19 protein-coding genes are annotated in these 12,147 nt (G+C 62.9%); 16 read left to right on the top strand and 3 right to left on the bottom strand.

Annotated elements, in window-relative coordinates:
• From AB4Y36_RS38390 to AB4Y36_RS38315, 16 genes are all read left to right on the top strand, one after another.
• Positions 1-213, top strand: a 213-nt coding sequence (locus tag AB4Y36_RS38390; protein ID WP_368685735.1) for a hypothetical protein, incomplete at its 5' end; no start/stop codon positions are given.
• On the top strand, positions 185-1,234 hold the full coding sequence (locus AB4Y36_RS38385; RefSeq protein ID WP_368685734.1) for a phage tail protein: 1,050 nt from the start codon (positions 185-187) through the stop codon (positions 1,232-1,234). The genes AB4Y36_RS38390 and AB4Y36_RS38385, both read left to right, overlap by 29 nt.
• An 8-nt stretch (positions 1,235-1,242) precedes the next feature.
• Positions 1,243-1,689: a phage tail assembly chaperone gene (locus tag AB4Y36_RS38380; protein ID WP_368685733.1), complete on the top strand. Its 447-nt coding sequence runs from the start codon at positions 1,243-1,245 to the stop codon at positions 1,687-1,689.
• A gap of 3 nt (positions 1,690-1,692) precedes the next feature.
• Complete coding sequence (locus tag AB4Y36_RS38375; protein ID WP_368685732.1) at positions 1,693-3,435, top strand: hypothetical protein; 1,743 nt, start codon at positions 1,693-1,695, stop codon at positions 3,433-3,435.
• Entirely contained in the window at positions 3,435-3,863 is a 429-nt protein-coding gene (locus AB4Y36_RS38370; RefSeq protein WP_368685731.1) for a phage tail assembly chaperone, read from the top strand. The genes AB4Y36_RS38375 and AB4Y36_RS38370 overlap by 1 nt, the downstream gene beginning before the upstream one ends.
• A gap of 3 nt (positions 3,864-3,866) precedes the next feature.
• Positions 3,867-5,960 (top strand): tail fiber domain-containing protein, encoded by a 2,094-nt coding sequence (locus tag AB4Y36_RS38365; RefSeq protein ID WP_368685730.1) that lies wholly within the window; start codon positions 3,867-3,869, stop codon positions 5,958-5,960.
• A 220-nt stretch (positions 5,961-6,180) separates the two neighbouring features.
• Positions 6,181-6,789 (top strand): hypothetical protein, encoded by a 609-nt coding sequence (locus AB4Y36_RS38360; RefSeq protein WP_368685729.1) that lies wholly within the window; start codon positions 6,181-6,183, stop codon positions 6,787-6,789.
• Positions 6,790-6,806: 17 nt separating this feature from the next.
• Positions 6,807-6,980 carry a hypothetical protein gene (locus AB4Y36_RS38355; protein ID WP_368685728.1) on the top strand — a complete coding sequence of 58 codons (174 nt, stop codon included), beginning with the start codon at positions 6,807-6,809 and terminating at the stop codon, positions 6,978-6,980.
• Between the two features lie 55 nt (positions 6,981-7,035).
• Positions 7,036-7,290, top strand: coding sequence for a hypothetical protein (locus tag AB4Y36_RS38350; RefSeq protein ID WP_368685727.1), 255 nt, complete (start codon positions 7,036-7,038; stop codon positions 7,288-7,290).
• A gap of 88 nt (positions 7,291-7,378) precedes the next feature.
• Positions 7,379-8,050: an AAA family ATPase gene (locus AB4Y36_RS38345; RefSeq protein WP_368685726.1), complete on the top strand. Its 672-nt coding sequence runs from the start codon at positions 7,379-7,381 to the stop codon at positions 8,048-8,050.
• The gene (locus AB4Y36_RS38340; protein ID WP_368685725.1) at positions 8,047-8,403 is read left to right on the top strand and encodes a hypothetical protein; all 357 of its coding nucleotides are present in this window, start codon (positions 8,047-8,049) and stop codon (positions 8,401-8,403) included. Before AB4Y36_RS38345 ends, AB4Y36_RS38340 begins: the two co-directional genes overlap by 4 nt.
• 185 nt (positions 8,404-8,588) lie before the next feature.
• Positions 8,589-8,933 carry a hypothetical protein gene (locus AB4Y36_RS38335; RefSeq protein WP_368685724.1) on the top strand — a complete coding sequence of 115 codons (345 nt, stop codon included), beginning with the start codon at positions 8,589-8,591 and terminating at the stop codon, positions 8,931-8,933.
• On the top strand, positions 8,902-9,138 hold the full coding sequence (locus tag AB4Y36_RS38330) for a hypothetical protein (RefSeq protein ID WP_368685723.1): 237 nt from the start codon (positions 8,902-8,904) through the stop codon (positions 9,136-9,138). Before AB4Y36_RS38335 ends, AB4Y36_RS38330 begins: the two co-directional genes overlap by 32 nt.
• 74 nt (positions 9,139-9,212) lie before the next feature.
• Positions 9,213-9,407: a hypothetical protein gene (locus tag AB4Y36_RS38325; protein ID WP_368685722.1), complete on the top strand. Its 195-nt coding sequence runs from the start codon at positions 9,213-9,215 to the stop codon at positions 9,405-9,407.
• A complete protein-coding gene (locus AB4Y36_RS38320) occupies positions 9,407-9,673 on the top strand; it encodes a hypothetical protein (RefSeq protein ID WP_368685721.1) in 267 nt (88 codons plus the stop codon). Before AB4Y36_RS38325 ends, AB4Y36_RS38320 begins: the two co-directional genes overlap by 1 nt.
• Before the next feature lie 4 nt (positions 9,674-9,677).
• Positions 9,678-10,010, top strand: coding sequence for a hypothetical protein (locus tag AB4Y36_RS38315; protein WP_368685720.1), 333 nt, complete (start codon positions 9,678-9,680; stop codon positions 10,008-10,010).
• Here the strand turns inward: AB4Y36_RS38315 and AB4Y36_RS38310 are convergent.
• The 3 genes from AB4Y36_RS38310 to AB4Y36_RS38300 are packed head-to-tail and all read right to left on the bottom strand — an operon-like array spanning position 10,002 to position 11,582.
• The gene (locus AB4Y36_RS38310; RefSeq protein WP_368685719.1) at positions 10,002-10,205 is read right to left on the bottom strand and encodes a hypothetical protein; all 204 of its coding nucleotides are present in this window, start codon (positions 10,203-10,205) and stop codon (positions 10,002-10,004) included. The two genes, AB4Y36_RS38315 and AB4Y36_RS38310, sit on opposite strands and share 9 nt — an antisense overlap.
• Entirely contained in the window at positions 10,202-10,762 is a 561-nt protein-coding gene (locus tag AB4Y36_RS38305; protein WP_368685718.1) for a hypothetical protein, read from the bottom strand. Before AB4Y36_RS38305 ends, AB4Y36_RS38310 begins: the two co-directional genes overlap by 4 nt.
• On the bottom strand, positions 10,755-11,582 hold the full coding sequence (locus tag AB4Y36_RS38300; protein WP_368685717.1) for a transposase: 828 nt from the start codon (positions 11,580-11,582) through the stop codon (positions 10,755-10,757). The genes AB4Y36_RS38305 and AB4Y36_RS38300 overlap by 8 nt, the downstream gene beginning before the upstream one ends.
• Positions 11,583-12,147: the final 565 nt, after the last annotated feature.

Here is a 12,147-nt window from a genome sequence, read left to right as displayed (position 1 = left end):
CGCTCGCGCGTCACGCCCTTTGTCGAATTCGTGCTCAATTACATGGATCTGCTGCCGCGTGCCTCGGGCGTCGAAATCCTCATCAATACCGACTACGACTTTGACCCGCAGCTATTTGTGACGATCCACCGGATTATCAACGTCACGCTGCCCGATGCGTTCCAGCGCGTACAGGACCACATCAATGCAAACCTCCCTATTATTGCGCCCTGACGAGGACGTATTCGCCTCGGCGGCCACCGCAGGCGAAATCAGGCCATTCCCCGATATCACGCGAGGCTGGGGCCTCACGTTCGCGGCTCCTGCCGATGGCGGCAATGGCGGCTTCCCGCCCATGGAGTGGTTCAATCAGCTGCTGCTGCGCCTCGACTCGGCTATCCAGTACTTTATCCAGCGCGGCGTCACGGAGTGGGCTTCCACCACGCTCTATGCACCGGGCTCCGCAGTCTCGCGCGGCGCGCTGCTCTTTCGCGCGCTGCGGGCGAACCAGAACGTGATACCGGGCAACGACCCGAACACCTGGGCGCAACTGGCCGATGCGCAAAGCGCGCTCACACTGGCACCACCCGGCATGGTAGGGCTGTTCGCTGCGCCCATCGCGCCCGCTGGCTGGCTGAAAATGAACGGCGCGTCGCTCTCGCGCGTCACATACTCGGCGCTCTTTGGCTCGATCGGCACGACCTTCGGTGCGCCCGACTCATCGACGTTCCTGCTGCCTGACGTGCGCGGCGAATTCATGCGGGCATGGGACGATGGTCGCGGCGTCGATCGGGGCCGCGGCTTCGGCACCTGGCAAAGCCCGGACATGCAACCGCACCAGCACGGCGGCACCGCGATCGCGGTGGGCGACCACGGCCACGGCGCGAGCGCATGGACCGATGTTTCCGGCTGGCACGGTCACGGCGTGGCGGATAACGGCCACTCGCACGGCGTCATCGACAACGGCCACGCACACACCTATCAGGACGTTGGCCAGTTCGGGCGCGCGCAGACGCTGCAACCCGGCAACACCGGCATCGGCAACCTCGGCACGACCTACGCTTCGAGCTCGAATATCGGCATCGCGGCATCAGGGAGCAACATCGGCATTTTTGGCGACGGCAACCACGTGCACGGCGTGGGCGTCGCCATCGGTGGGGGCGGTGCGCACGCGCATTCGATCGTGACCGACTGGCAGGGCGGCACCGAGACACGCCCGCGCAACTATGCCTTTCTCGCGTGCATCAAGTATTGAGCGCTGCAATGCTCGTCTACAACTACGACCCCGCGAGCGGCGAGTATATCGACGCCTCCGAGGCCGACCCCGACCCGCTCACGCCGGGTGCATTCCTCATCCCCGCGCATGCGACGACGATTGAGCCGCCTGCCGTGCGTGCACTCATGCAGGCGGCGGTGTTCGATGAGCAGGCGCAGCAGTGGCGCATCGTTGACGTGTCCTCGCGCATGGCCGATGTGGTGCTACGCGAAGTCGCTCGGCGGCTCGCGGAAGTCGGCCCCTCGATCGATCGCGGTAGTGACCGCCACGCGCTCGGCATCATGAGCGCCGACGAGCTGGACTACTTCAACGCGCTACGCGTGTATCGCGAACGGCTGCGGCAGGTTCACCAGCAGCCGGGGTTTCCCGATGCCGTCGTGTGGCCGCAGTCGCCCCGGCTGCGCGAGCTGCCCGACCCGTTGCCAGGAGAGTAAGCCATGCCCGCCATCAAGCCGCTAGCGAGCCCGATGGACGATCTGGCCGATATCGTTGCGCAGTTCGAGCTGGACGCCCAGCGCGCCGAGTTGTGGATCAACGGCGACGAGGTTAGCGATTACATCACCGCCGATGGCCGTGCCGTGCCGACCGTCTCCAAGCTGGTCGCAGGCGTCAATGACATGATCGCCCCGGACGTGGAGGCGATTACGCAGGGCGCTACTGCTGCGACCAATGCTGCGAATGCCGCTGCGACCAGTGCAGGGCAGGCCGTCGCCGCTGCCGCATCGGCCGCAGCCGATGCCGAGGGTTTGAGCCAGGCCGTGATCGACGCGCAGGCGGCGGCAGTCTCCGCGACCGATGATGCGCAGCGCGCCGAGGCCTCGGCTATCTCGGCGGGCGGCGCGCGCGACGCAGCTACGTCCGCATCGGCAGACGCGCAAAGCGCATTGCAGGGTGCGCAGACTGCGCACTCACAGGCCGCGCAAAGTGCAACGGCTGCGGGCAATAGTGCAACGGCTGCGGGCAATAGTGCAACAGCCGCCGCGCAAAGCGCACTCGACGCACAGGAGGCGCAGGCGATTGCGTGGGCGTGGGCCGCGCAGGACGAAGGCCCGGTCGATGGTACCGACAGCTTGAGCGCCAAGCAGTACGCACAGCAGGCGAGCGACGCGATTGAGATAGCCGCCGCCAGTGCGAGCGAGGCCGAGGCGCACGCCGCCGAGGCGGCGCAAAGTGCAACGGATGCCGCGCAAAGTGCAACGGATGCCGCCGAGCATGCCGACGCGGTAAATCCCGAGCAGCTGGTGCGGCGCGACGGCACGAAGTCGATGACCGGCAATCTGCATTTTGACCCGACCGGAGCTGGCTACGCGGCTTTCATTGACTTTCATCCGCAGGTATCGATGACGGTACGGCTCGGCGCGGAGAATAGTGCGAGTACGCAGGAATTTTTTATTACCAATGCGGCCAATACCGTGCGGTTGATGCGCCTCACGGAGGCTGGCAATGTACAACTCGCAAACGGCGGTCAGTTCATCACCACCAACGGCAGCCATATCATCAGCGGCAACGCTCAGTTTCAGATACAGGCTCCTAACGGCATGAATGTATTCATGGCCTATGCAACCGATCCAAGCCTGAGCGGCGCGGGTGGCATCGGCTTTGGAAACAATACGCTGGGCAACTGGAATTTTCAGGTTCGCGATGACGGCAATGCGACCGTGCGCGGGCGCATGACATGCGGCAACGGATTGACTGCCTATGGGCGGAGTAATTTTATGGTGCTCGGCGCCAGTAGCGGCGAAAGCGCCTGGCAAAGTACGGGCGGCAGTTTCATGTATATCCGGGGTCGCCTCGGTGGCGGGCTGGAATTCGTCAATCACGCCTATAACGCGGTGCCGATAACCATCGATGACGATGGCAACGTGACAGTGCAGACGCTAACCACGCGCGGCAATGTGCAGGTGGGCAGTTCGACCCACCAGACGGACGGCAATGTCTTTCTCGCCTATCGCGGCGAGTGGCTGGCAAACGTACTGGAAAATATCAATGCCAATGCCAATGGTCGTGCCGTTGCAGGCGCTCAATGCGTGTGGGCTGTCGGACATATCGAACTAAACGCCAGCGTGCCGGGCTCCGATACCGAAGTCAACCCGAATAATCCGTGGGTCATTTCCGGCATGCGCACGCAGCAATCAAACCCGGCTTTCTGGCCGCGCGCAACGTGGCTGCGGAATCAGTGATGGACAATCCAGACGTGAGCGGGCCGTTCTCGCACGACCTCATGGTAACGGTGCTCGCAGACCTGTATCCGGCGCTCAAACCGAGCGTCGATTATGTGACCGCGCACCCGCTCGATGAGCGGGGCAAGCACGCAGGCGACCCCTTCATTATCTACTGGCGACCTACCGACCCGCCGCAGCCGAAGGATGCCGATATCAAGGCGAAATTCCAGGCCGACGAAGCGCGCTATCGCGGCGTGTGGGTGCGCAGGTATCGCGATATGTGCCTGGCATGGAGCGACAGCAAGGTCATTGCCCCGCCCGACGCGCCGCCCACGCTCACGCGTGCACTCGACGGCTGGAAAGCCTACCGGCAGGCGCTGCGCGACGTGCCGCAGCAGCCCGGTTTTCCGTTTGAAATTGACTGGCCGCAAGCACCGGAGGGCTAAGACATGGCCACGCCTCCTGTACCGCGCTCAACCGACCCGATGGGCGACCTCGCGGATATCGTCGCTCAATTTGAACTCGATGCGCAACGCGCCGAACTATGGGTGAATGGCGATGAGGTGAGCGACTACATTACCGCTGACGGGCGCGCGGTCCCCACGATATCGAAACTCGTGACCGGTGTGAACGACATGATCGCGCCTGACGTTGAAGCCATCACGCAGGGCGCGCAGACCGCTACCGCTGCGGCCTCGACGGCCACGAACGCCGCGCAATCGGCTGCAGCAGATGCGGCAACTGCGAGCAATGCGGCCGACCTGGCCGAAGCCTACTCCACCACGGCATCGAGCGAGGCTACGAACGCCGCGGATTCGGCGCAACGCGCGGAAGCGGCTTCGATATCGGCAGGCGGCGCGCGCGATGCGGCCGTACAGGCGAGCGCCGACGCCGTGAGTGCAGCCCAGGCCGCACAGAGCGCAGAGTCAGGTGCGGCAGGTAGCGCGCTGACGGCAGCGCAAGCCGCCACGCAGGCGGGTGAGAGTGCGACTACAGCAACCGAAAATGCAATAGCAGCAAGTCAGAGCGCCGAGGAAGCCGCCGCGAGCGCCGCGTCGATCGAAGGCGACGTCGAAGCCGCGAGCGAGCATGCGCAGGCCGCAGCACAGAGCGCGAGCGATGCCGCGCAAAGCGCACTCGATGCAGCCGACCATGCCGCGAGTGTCGAGCCCGAGAGCTTCGTCAAAAAGACCGGTTCCGTCATGGCGGGGCCGCTGGATTTTTCCCCTCCGCAGCAGGTCCGCTTTCTGAATGCAGATAGCAGCGTAGGCGCGCGCATAGCCTTCAATCCGGGTGCAGGGCTCGGCCCTGACTATGGCGTCGGCTTTATCGACTCGACCGGCGTGAACTGGAATTTTCAGGTTGGCGAAAACGGGTCCGCTGCCGTGCGCGGCGACATGACGGTGTATCGCAATACGATCATGCAGGGGCAGGCATGGATCAATGGCGGCAATGCCCTCAACCTGAACAGTTCAGCCGGGCATGCCTCGCTGTCTGTTAACCCGTCAATGAATAACGGTTATGGCCAGCCTGGGCTGGGCTTCGGCATCCTGAACAATGGTGGCGGCGCGTGGAACCTGCAACTGTCCGACAACGGCAATTACAGTTTTCGCGGGTGGAATTGGGGGGAATTCTGGTCCGTAGGCAACAATGGCGACACCAACGGCTACTCTGGACGGCTCGGGCCTGGCTTCATAAAACTTGCGGAATATGCCTACGGTGCTTATGTCGATTTTGCGCAAGCGGCGTCGCAGGATTTTCGCTGGCGCATACATTTAAACACTGCCAATGACCAGCTGGAATTTTACAATAATGGCAACGCGACGATCACAATGTTGGGCGACGGCAATATCTGGTCATCGAATCGAGGCTATGTCTGGAACGCCATCAATGCAGCCCAGAGCGCGGCAGACAATGCAAATGCCAATGCCAACGGGCGCGTGCCTATCAGGCGTGGCGACCTGGGCAACTGGGGTTTCGCATTTACCGATTCCGGCAATTCCATGGTTTTCAACTGGGAAGGCCGCATTCGCGCTTACGTGGATGGCGGGAATCAGGGATTGTTGTGGACAGATACCAACCTGGGGCGTCCGGTCTACTCGAATACAAATACGATTGATATTGTCTGGGATGGCAGTGCACGGACGCTCAATTTTAACGTCGATGGGCAGTTCATTGCCTACGTGCCGTCCAATGCATCGGACGAAAAACTGAAGGAACATATCGAGCCGACGCCTGTTGATTCGCTCGCGCGTATCGAAGCCGCCGAGTTTGTTGCCTTTGACTGGAAGCCTGATTACATCTTGCAGGGGCACGTCAATATCGGGCTCGTCGCGCAGCGCGTGCAGCCTAATGCCCCTGATTGGGTCAAGCAGCCGCCGACGCCGCTCGATGGGTCAGGCGTCGATGCGAAGCCGGTGGAAGAAACGCCGCCGCTCGCGCTCGATCCGCAAGCCATGTTGATGGACGCCATGCATGCGATCCAGCAACTATCCGCGCGCGTAAGCGCACTCGAAACGCAGCTCGCAACCCAAGTGAGGTAATGATGAGCAACCGACCCGACGAAGAAGAAGAAGATGCACGCATGCGCGGCGGCGCGCGCAAGCCCCCAACGGCACCCCGCCGCGCACCCGCGCCGGCGGCGAAGGGCCGCGCACCCGCGAAGGGTGTCACGACACAGCGCGGCGGCGCCGACAGGGGGGCGCGAGGCGGGCGCAAATGAGCCCCGCGCTACGTGAGGGATTGCCGCTCGTCCCCGAGCAGATGCGCGGCCTGCGCATCTCGTCAAAAGGCTATCCCGTTCCCTTCTTCGTCGGCTATATCAACGGCGAGCCCGACTTTCGCTGCATCGACCCGCAGAAATTGCGGCGCTGCATGCGCGAGTCGCGCTGCTGGCTGTGCGGTCACAAGCTCGGGATATATCGCACCTACGTGATCGGCCCGATGTGCATTGTCAACCGCGTATCGAGCGAGCCCCCATCACATTTCGACTGCGCGCGCTTTGCCGCGCAGGCCTGTCCGTTCCTCACCCTTCCGCATGCACACCGCCGCGAGGCGAACATGCCGTCTAAAGCCCACGCGCCACCCGGCATTGCTATCACACGCAATCCCGGCGTCGTCGCGCTCTGGACGACCCCCTACCCGCACAAGCTAATGCGTGCACCAGATGGCGTGCTGTTTGAAGTCGCAGATGCCGAGTCGGTGGAGTGGTGGTCCGAAGGCCGCACGGCGACCTATGCCGAAGTACGCGAGTCATTCGATAGCGGCGTGGAAATCCTGCGGCGCGTCGCGGCGCAGCAGGGGCCGCGCGCGCTTGCCGCACTCGAATGGCAGGTGACCCGTGCCTTCGGCTGGCTCCCGATGGCGGCATAACCGGCATAACGCGCAACATGGACACCACCCCGCAGCCGTACTGTTTCGGAGTGCGCCCCGGTGGCGTCTTTCTCGTGCGCGAAGCGAACGCCACGTTCCATGTCGTCAATGAAGGCGCGTTCCTGCTGCGTGTCACCGTCGAGGTTCTTGCCCCGCCCCCCGTTGTGCATCCTGGGCCGCGCGTGCCATGATAAGCGCCTGAATCTAATAGAAATAAGGGCGCAAACCATGTCAAGGTGGTCGATCATGGGCGAAAAAATTTTCCATCACATCATCCCGGTCCGCGAGGCAATGCTCGTGGACGATGACACACTCTGCTACTTTCTCTCGCCCGATGGCGACATAGAGCCCGCTGCGGAAATCCGTGCCGACCTCGTGACCCGCAATGCGCGCGGCCACAAGTGGATCACCATCGGCCACTGCACGAACTTCGACCCGGCGACCGGTTGCCTCGGTCACTCGCGCGAAGAAATGGAGGCACGCTCGCTCGTGCGGTTCTGACGCAGGCGGGGCAACGGCCCCCGCTCGCTGGTGCCGCCGTACTATCGGATGATATGATACGAACGTATATGAACTCATACACGATGATATGACAGCAATCATTACGACCGTGGGCGGGCAGAAGGGTGGCACCGGCAAGTCGATGATTACGGGCAACCTCGCGGCCTGCGCGGCTCGCCTGGGCGCACGCGTCGGCGTCATCGATACGGATTTCAGCCAGAACACTACCGACAAGTGGCATATCTCACGTAGCAACCAGCCTGCGGCGGCGCCGATCGATTGCACGGTGCGCACCGGCCCGGACATGGAGGCGCAGCTGGACGAATGGCTCGACGCGGACGCCTACGACCACATTTTCATCGACACCAACGGCTCGGACTCATACGAGCTGCGCAAGGCGCTCACGCGCTCGCACTGGTTCCTCTCGCCCATCAAGCCGCAGCCCGCCGACAACTGGACGCTCGGCACGGTGGAATCGTTGCTGCTCGGTGCGCGCGAATTCAATCCGCAGCTACGCTGCCGTGTCATCGTCTCCTGCGCGCCGACTCACGCCGGCCGCCGCGCGATGGAGATCCGTTCGACCCTGCAGGCGCTCAAGCAGTATCCCGCACTCGAGGTTTGCCGCACCGTCATCAGCGATCGCGCCGCGTACCTGCGCGCCTGGCTTGCCGGTCAGGGCGTGACCGAGCTTGCATCGGCCAAACTCACGACTGACGCGATGGAAGAGGTCAGCAAGCTGCATCAGGAGATTTACCTATGAGCAAGTCGCTCAACTACGCAACGCCGAGCCGCCCCAACGGCATTCAGGAAGAACATATTTCGGGCGCGGAGCGGTTCGCCGCGGGCGCTGATACGCACCATGCGCCGAAGGCGCGCGCCGCGAAGCCCGCGCCGGTCAAACCGGGCGAACTCGACTGGATGGCCCGCCCGCACGATCGCGAAATCAGTCTCGTGAACGTGCGTCTGACCGATCGCGAGAAGGGCGCATTGCAATGGCTCTCGGAGCGCTCACCCGACTCCATGCACACGATCTGCAAGCGTGTGGTGAAGGCCGAGATCAACCGCCTGCTGCGCGAGGCGGGCGTGCGCGAGATTGGCGAGCTGGAAAAATAGAATCCCCCGCATTCTTTCAGAACCGAAAGAATCGTTGCCGCCAATTAAACAATTGGTAAAACTGGCACTAAATCCCCGCGTCAACTATATTCCGTAAGGCTTTGCGCGAAAACGCACGGTTACTGGCTCAGTAATCGTGCACACGCGCGCAGGGATTTTTCCCCAGGCTTTGCGGAGGCAACCCGATGTTTCCGATCCACCACGACGCGAGCGGAGCCAAGTTCGCGATGGTCGGCCAGATCGCCGGAATTCCGGTCATTCACGACCTCAACGGGCGCATGTCGGTGACCAATGCCGCCGAGGACGTGGTGCGCACAGTGCTCCTGCTGTGCAACGGCACGCAGCCACCGGCCATCATCTACCGCGACTCGCGCGGCATCTACGATGCCATGCGCATCGTCAACGGCCGCTTTTACGATTTCATCCTTACCGGCGCGGACACGGACGTTGAGGCGTTCAACCGCATCGCGGACCTGCTGCGCAAACCGCGCCCGCACCATGTACCCGCCGAGAGTCACGCGCGACGCTAAGCGCCTCGACGCGCAGGCGCACATACGAGCATTCGAGTTTCACGTCTTTGCCGCGCGCGTGTTTCTCGCGGAGTGCGCGATACACCGCTACGACCCGCGCTGGCGTGATTCGTACTGGATGATGTTTTCGTGGGCGCAGCACGCGCGCCAGCGCGCCACGGCCGATCGCGCGCTGGTCGGATTCGGCGTCGAACTGTACGTCTAGAAAACGCAGCTAGTTAGATAACTTTTCTTATCATAAGGCGCTCGTTAATCACTGAAACTTCAGGGAGGCAAATCATGCCACTGAAATTCGGCTACAGCAGCAAGACGATCGGCTCGAACATCTCGACCGAGCTCAAGGCGGGCGTGCCGCGCAAGCAGGCCGTTGCGATCGCGCTCAATACCGCGCGCGAGAGCGCGAAAAAGGCGGGCGTGCCAGGGCGCGGCCCGAAGCCACGCGGCAGTACGCGCAGCAGCAAGCGGGGCCGGTAATGGATGCCTACGTGGAGGAAATCACGCCGCCGCCGCCCGACATGTTCGCGTGGATGGCGCGCATCGAGGCGAATGACGGGCTGGCGCCGCTTGGCATTTACGTGATGCTCTCGATGAACATTGACCCGGAGTGGTTCGAGGCGAACGAGCAGAGCATTGCGAGCAGCCCGTGCTACCGGCATATCCGCAATGAGTTTGCGCGCCGCATGCAGAGGATGATGGCCGCGATAGAGGCGGGCGAGCTGCCCGCGATCCGTATCAACTAGCCCCATGCCGATCAAACCCGAGAACGCCGACCGCTACCCGGCCGACTGGCCCGAGATTCGCGCCGCCATCATCGAGCGCGCCCACAACCGCTGTGAGGGCTCGCCGCGCTATCCGTGGTGCCGTGCCCTCAACGGCGCGCCGCATCCCGTCACAGGCTCGCGTGTGGTGCTCACCGTGGCACATCTGGACCACACTCCCGAGCACTGCGAGCCCGCCAACCTGCGCGCGTGGTGCCAGCGCTGTCATCTGGCTTACGACTCGGCACTCCACGCCGCGCACGCCGCGCTTACGCGCGCCGCCCACCGCGTCGATCCCCGTCAGCTACCGCTATTCTGAGCGCCACCCCTTGATGGGGTGCGCGAGCATGTACCGGTCAGCAGCCAGCGCGAACAGCGCAGACCGGTTCAAACCGCCGCCGCCTGGACTGCTGCGCCATTCGTCAATGCGCGCGAGCGTTTCCGGCGCGACCGAAATACTGATTTTCACGCGCGGGCCTTCGCGTTCCTCGTTCTGGTCGTCCTGGTTTTTCATCGATCCTCTCCGGTGGTTTGGCGCGCGTGCGCCTCGCGGATTTCGCGCACCTTCGCCTCATCCTTGACGATATCCATGAGCTGGGCCGCGATCGCCACGCAGTTCGCGCGCACGAAATCGAGGTCGCGGTACTGGCGGGGAAACACGCCACCCTCGCCGTGCTCGTTGCGCACGAACAGCCGGTCATGCTCGCGTATCACGTCATCTGGCATGCCGATGCGACGGTAGTACTCGGCCATGTATGGCGAGTAGTCGAAGGCATGCCCGCAGTCGAAGCCGAAATACCAGCCCGTAAACTCATCGAGCCGGTCAGCAAAATTCAGACTGCCATGGCAGTACAGCGCCTCGCCCGCATCCTCCAGCTCGTGGAAGCTCACGCCAAATAGCGGGTGCTGCGCGCCGACGCCGACATAGCCGCACCAGTGCCCCCATGGATGCCGCAGCGCGACGCACAGGTACTCGTCAATGCGGAAGGTGGCCAGATTGGGCTCATCGAGCCAGGGCGCGGGTTCCGGCACGCGCATCGAGTGCGGCAGGATATTGATTGTGTCAGTCATGGACATGGCGTGGTTCGGCCATGGGCGGCGCGATCATGTGCGCGTGGCCCAGGTGCGAGATGGGGAAGGGTACCGGCGCGGGCTTGCCGAAGTGCTGTTCGTACCAGTAGCCGTGCAGGTGCGATAGAAAAATCTTGACTGCATAGCGGCGTGCGCGCGCGTCGATCTGCGCCGGCGGCAGATGCCCCGCCTGCAGATGCTTGATGGCGTCGGTGTCGGCGCGAAACTTCTTTGTCTCCAGGATGCGCGCGGCGGCCGCGGCGTTGCCGCCTGCATCGTTGCGCTCCTGCTCGTATGCCTTGCGCTCGCGGTAGAGGTGGCCGTAAAAGCAGTCGTCGTGGTTCGAAAATTTCATGAACGACTGGCCCGCCTTCCAGCAGAGCGTCTTGAGCGCCGCATTCCATGGGCGCTTGGTGCCTTTCTCCCATTTCGAGGTCGGGTCCAGCCCGGCATAGCGCCAGATATGGCCTGCCGTTGGCGCGCGCGTGATATCGATGTGCGCGAGCAGCCCTGCAGCGATGACCGGCCCGATGCCATAAACGCCCTTTAGCCACGTGCCGATCGGGTGCGCGTCGGTGTAGATATCGAGCGCGCGTTTGATCTGGTTTTCCAGCGTCTCGGACTGCGCGGCAAACCATGCAAGCGTCGCGTGCGGCTCGGCGTCCATGGCACGCACCTGATTGTGTGCGCGTTTGCGATCGTCCTGCATCTGGTAGTACGCATCGACCAGATAGCGCGCCTCGTCATCTGACAACGTGCGCGCTGCGGTCGCCAGATCGCGCGTCAGGCGCTGCACCGGCTCAAAACTCGATTCGCTCATGTCCTCGCTCCATTATTTGGGTACGCTCGGCAGCGATGGCTCGCTCACTGCTACTGGTACGCTCTAACCGCTGGCTCGCTTCTATCTGATGGCACACTCAAACCGCTTGGCTCGCTCATCGATTATGGAACACTCAAATAACCGGCTCGCTCTTACCGCATGGCACACTTATCCTATACGGCTCGCTCAACTACGACGGTACGCTCTGGGAGTGTGGCTCGCTCATTACGTACGGTACTCTCGGTTTCTCACGGCTCGCTCGGCTGAATCGGTACGCTCGGGCACTCGGGCTCGCTCTTTCCAAATGGCACACTCTCGTACGATGGCTCGCTCCCGAACTTCGGTACGCTCTGATACTCCTGGCTAGCTAGTGCTCATTGGTACGCTCGTTCTCAATGGCTCGCTCCGCGAGAGTGGTACGCTTTGGAAGTCTGGCTCGCTCCAACTCTCCGGGCACGCTTACATGCAATGGCTCGCTCACACTGTGCGGAACGCTTCCATTTTTCGGCTCGCTCCTTTTCTCTGGAACACTCTAGGCGGAATGGCTCGCTCACCCGTCAACGGT

The sequence above is a fragment of the Paraburkholderia sp. BR10936 genome (genome assembly GCF_040965735.1).
Classification (GTDB): Bacteria; Pseudomonadota; Gammaproteobacteria; order Burkholderiales; family Burkholderiaceae; genus Paraburkholderia; species Paraburkholderia nodosa_A.
The sequence above is the reverse complement of the archived record's forward strand: the minus strand, read 5'-3'. Positions and strand labels throughout refer to the sequence as shown.

Excerpts from the sequence above, each read along its gene's own strand:
- AB4Y36_RS38385 (WP_368685734.1), top strand. The coding sequence starts at position 185 with ATGCAAACCTCCCTATTATTGCGCCCTGACGAGGACGTATTCGCCTCG.
- AB4Y36_RS38380 (WP_368685733.1), top strand. The coding sequence starts at position 1,243 with ATGCTCGTCTACAACTACGACCCCGCGAGCGGCGAGTATATCGACGCC.
- AB4Y36_RS38375 (WP_368685732.1), top strand. The coding sequence starts at position 1,693 with ATGCCCGCCATCAAGCCGCTAGCGAGCCCGATGGACGATCTGGCCGAT.
- AB4Y36_RS38370 (WP_368685731.1), top strand. The coding sequence starts at position 3,435 with ATGGACAATCCAGACGTGAGCGGGCCGTTCTCGCACGACCTCATGGTA.
- AB4Y36_RS38365 (WP_368685730.1), top strand. The coding sequence starts at position 3,867 with ATGGCCACGCCTCCTGTACCGCGCTCAACCGACCCGATGGGCGACCTC.
- AB4Y36_RS38360 (WP_368685729.1), top strand. The coding sequence starts at position 6,181 with ATGCGCGGCCTGCGCATCTCGTCAAAAGGCTATCCCGTTCCCTTCTTC.
- AB4Y36_RS38355 (WP_368685728.1), top strand. The coding sequence starts at position 6,807 with ATGGACACCACCCCGCAGCCGTACTGTTTCGGAGTGCGCCCCGGTGGC.
- AB4Y36_RS38350 (WP_368685727.1), top strand. The coding sequence starts at position 7,036 with ATGGGCGAAAAAATTTTCCATCACATCATCCCGGTCCGCGAGGCAATG.
- AB4Y36_RS38345 (WP_368685726.1), top strand. The coding sequence starts at position 7,379 with ATGACAGCAATCATTACGACCGTGGGCGGGCAGAAGGGTGGCACCGGC.
- AB4Y36_RS38340 (WP_368685725.1), top strand. The coding sequence starts at position 8,047 with ATGAGCAAGTCGCTCAACTACGCAACGCCGAGCCGCCCCAACGGCATT.
- AB4Y36_RS38335 (WP_368685724.1), top strand. The coding sequence starts at position 8,589 with ATGTTTCCGATCCACCACGACGCGAGCGGAGCCAAGTTCGCGATGGTC.
- AB4Y36_RS38330 (WP_368685723.1), top strand. The coding sequence starts at position 8,902 with ATGTACCCGCCGAGAGTCACGCGCGACGCTAAGCGCCTCGACGCGCAG.
- AB4Y36_RS38325 (WP_368685722.1), top strand. The coding sequence starts at position 9,213 with ATGCCACTGAAATTCGGCTACAGCAGCAAGACGATCGGCTCGAACATC.
- AB4Y36_RS38320 (WP_368685721.1), top strand. The coding sequence starts at position 9,407 with ATGGATGCCTACGTGGAGGAAATCACGCCGCCGCCGCCCGACATGTTC.
- AB4Y36_RS38315 (WP_368685720.1), top strand. The coding sequence starts at position 9,678 with ATGCCGATCAAACCCGAGAACGCCGACCGCTACCCGGCCGACTGGCCC.
- AB4Y36_RS38310 (WP_368685719.1), bottom strand. The coding sequence starts at position 10,205 with ATGAAAAACCAGGACGACCAGAACGAGGAACGCGAAGGCCCGCGCGTG.
- AB4Y36_RS38305 (WP_368685718.1), bottom strand. The coding sequence starts at position 10,762 with ATGACTGACACAATCAATATCCTGCCGCACTCGATGCGCGTGCCGGAA.
- AB4Y36_RS38300 (WP_368685717.1), bottom strand. The coding sequence starts at position 11,582 with ATGAGCGAATCGAGTTTTGAGCCGGTGCAGCGCCTGACGCGCGATCTG.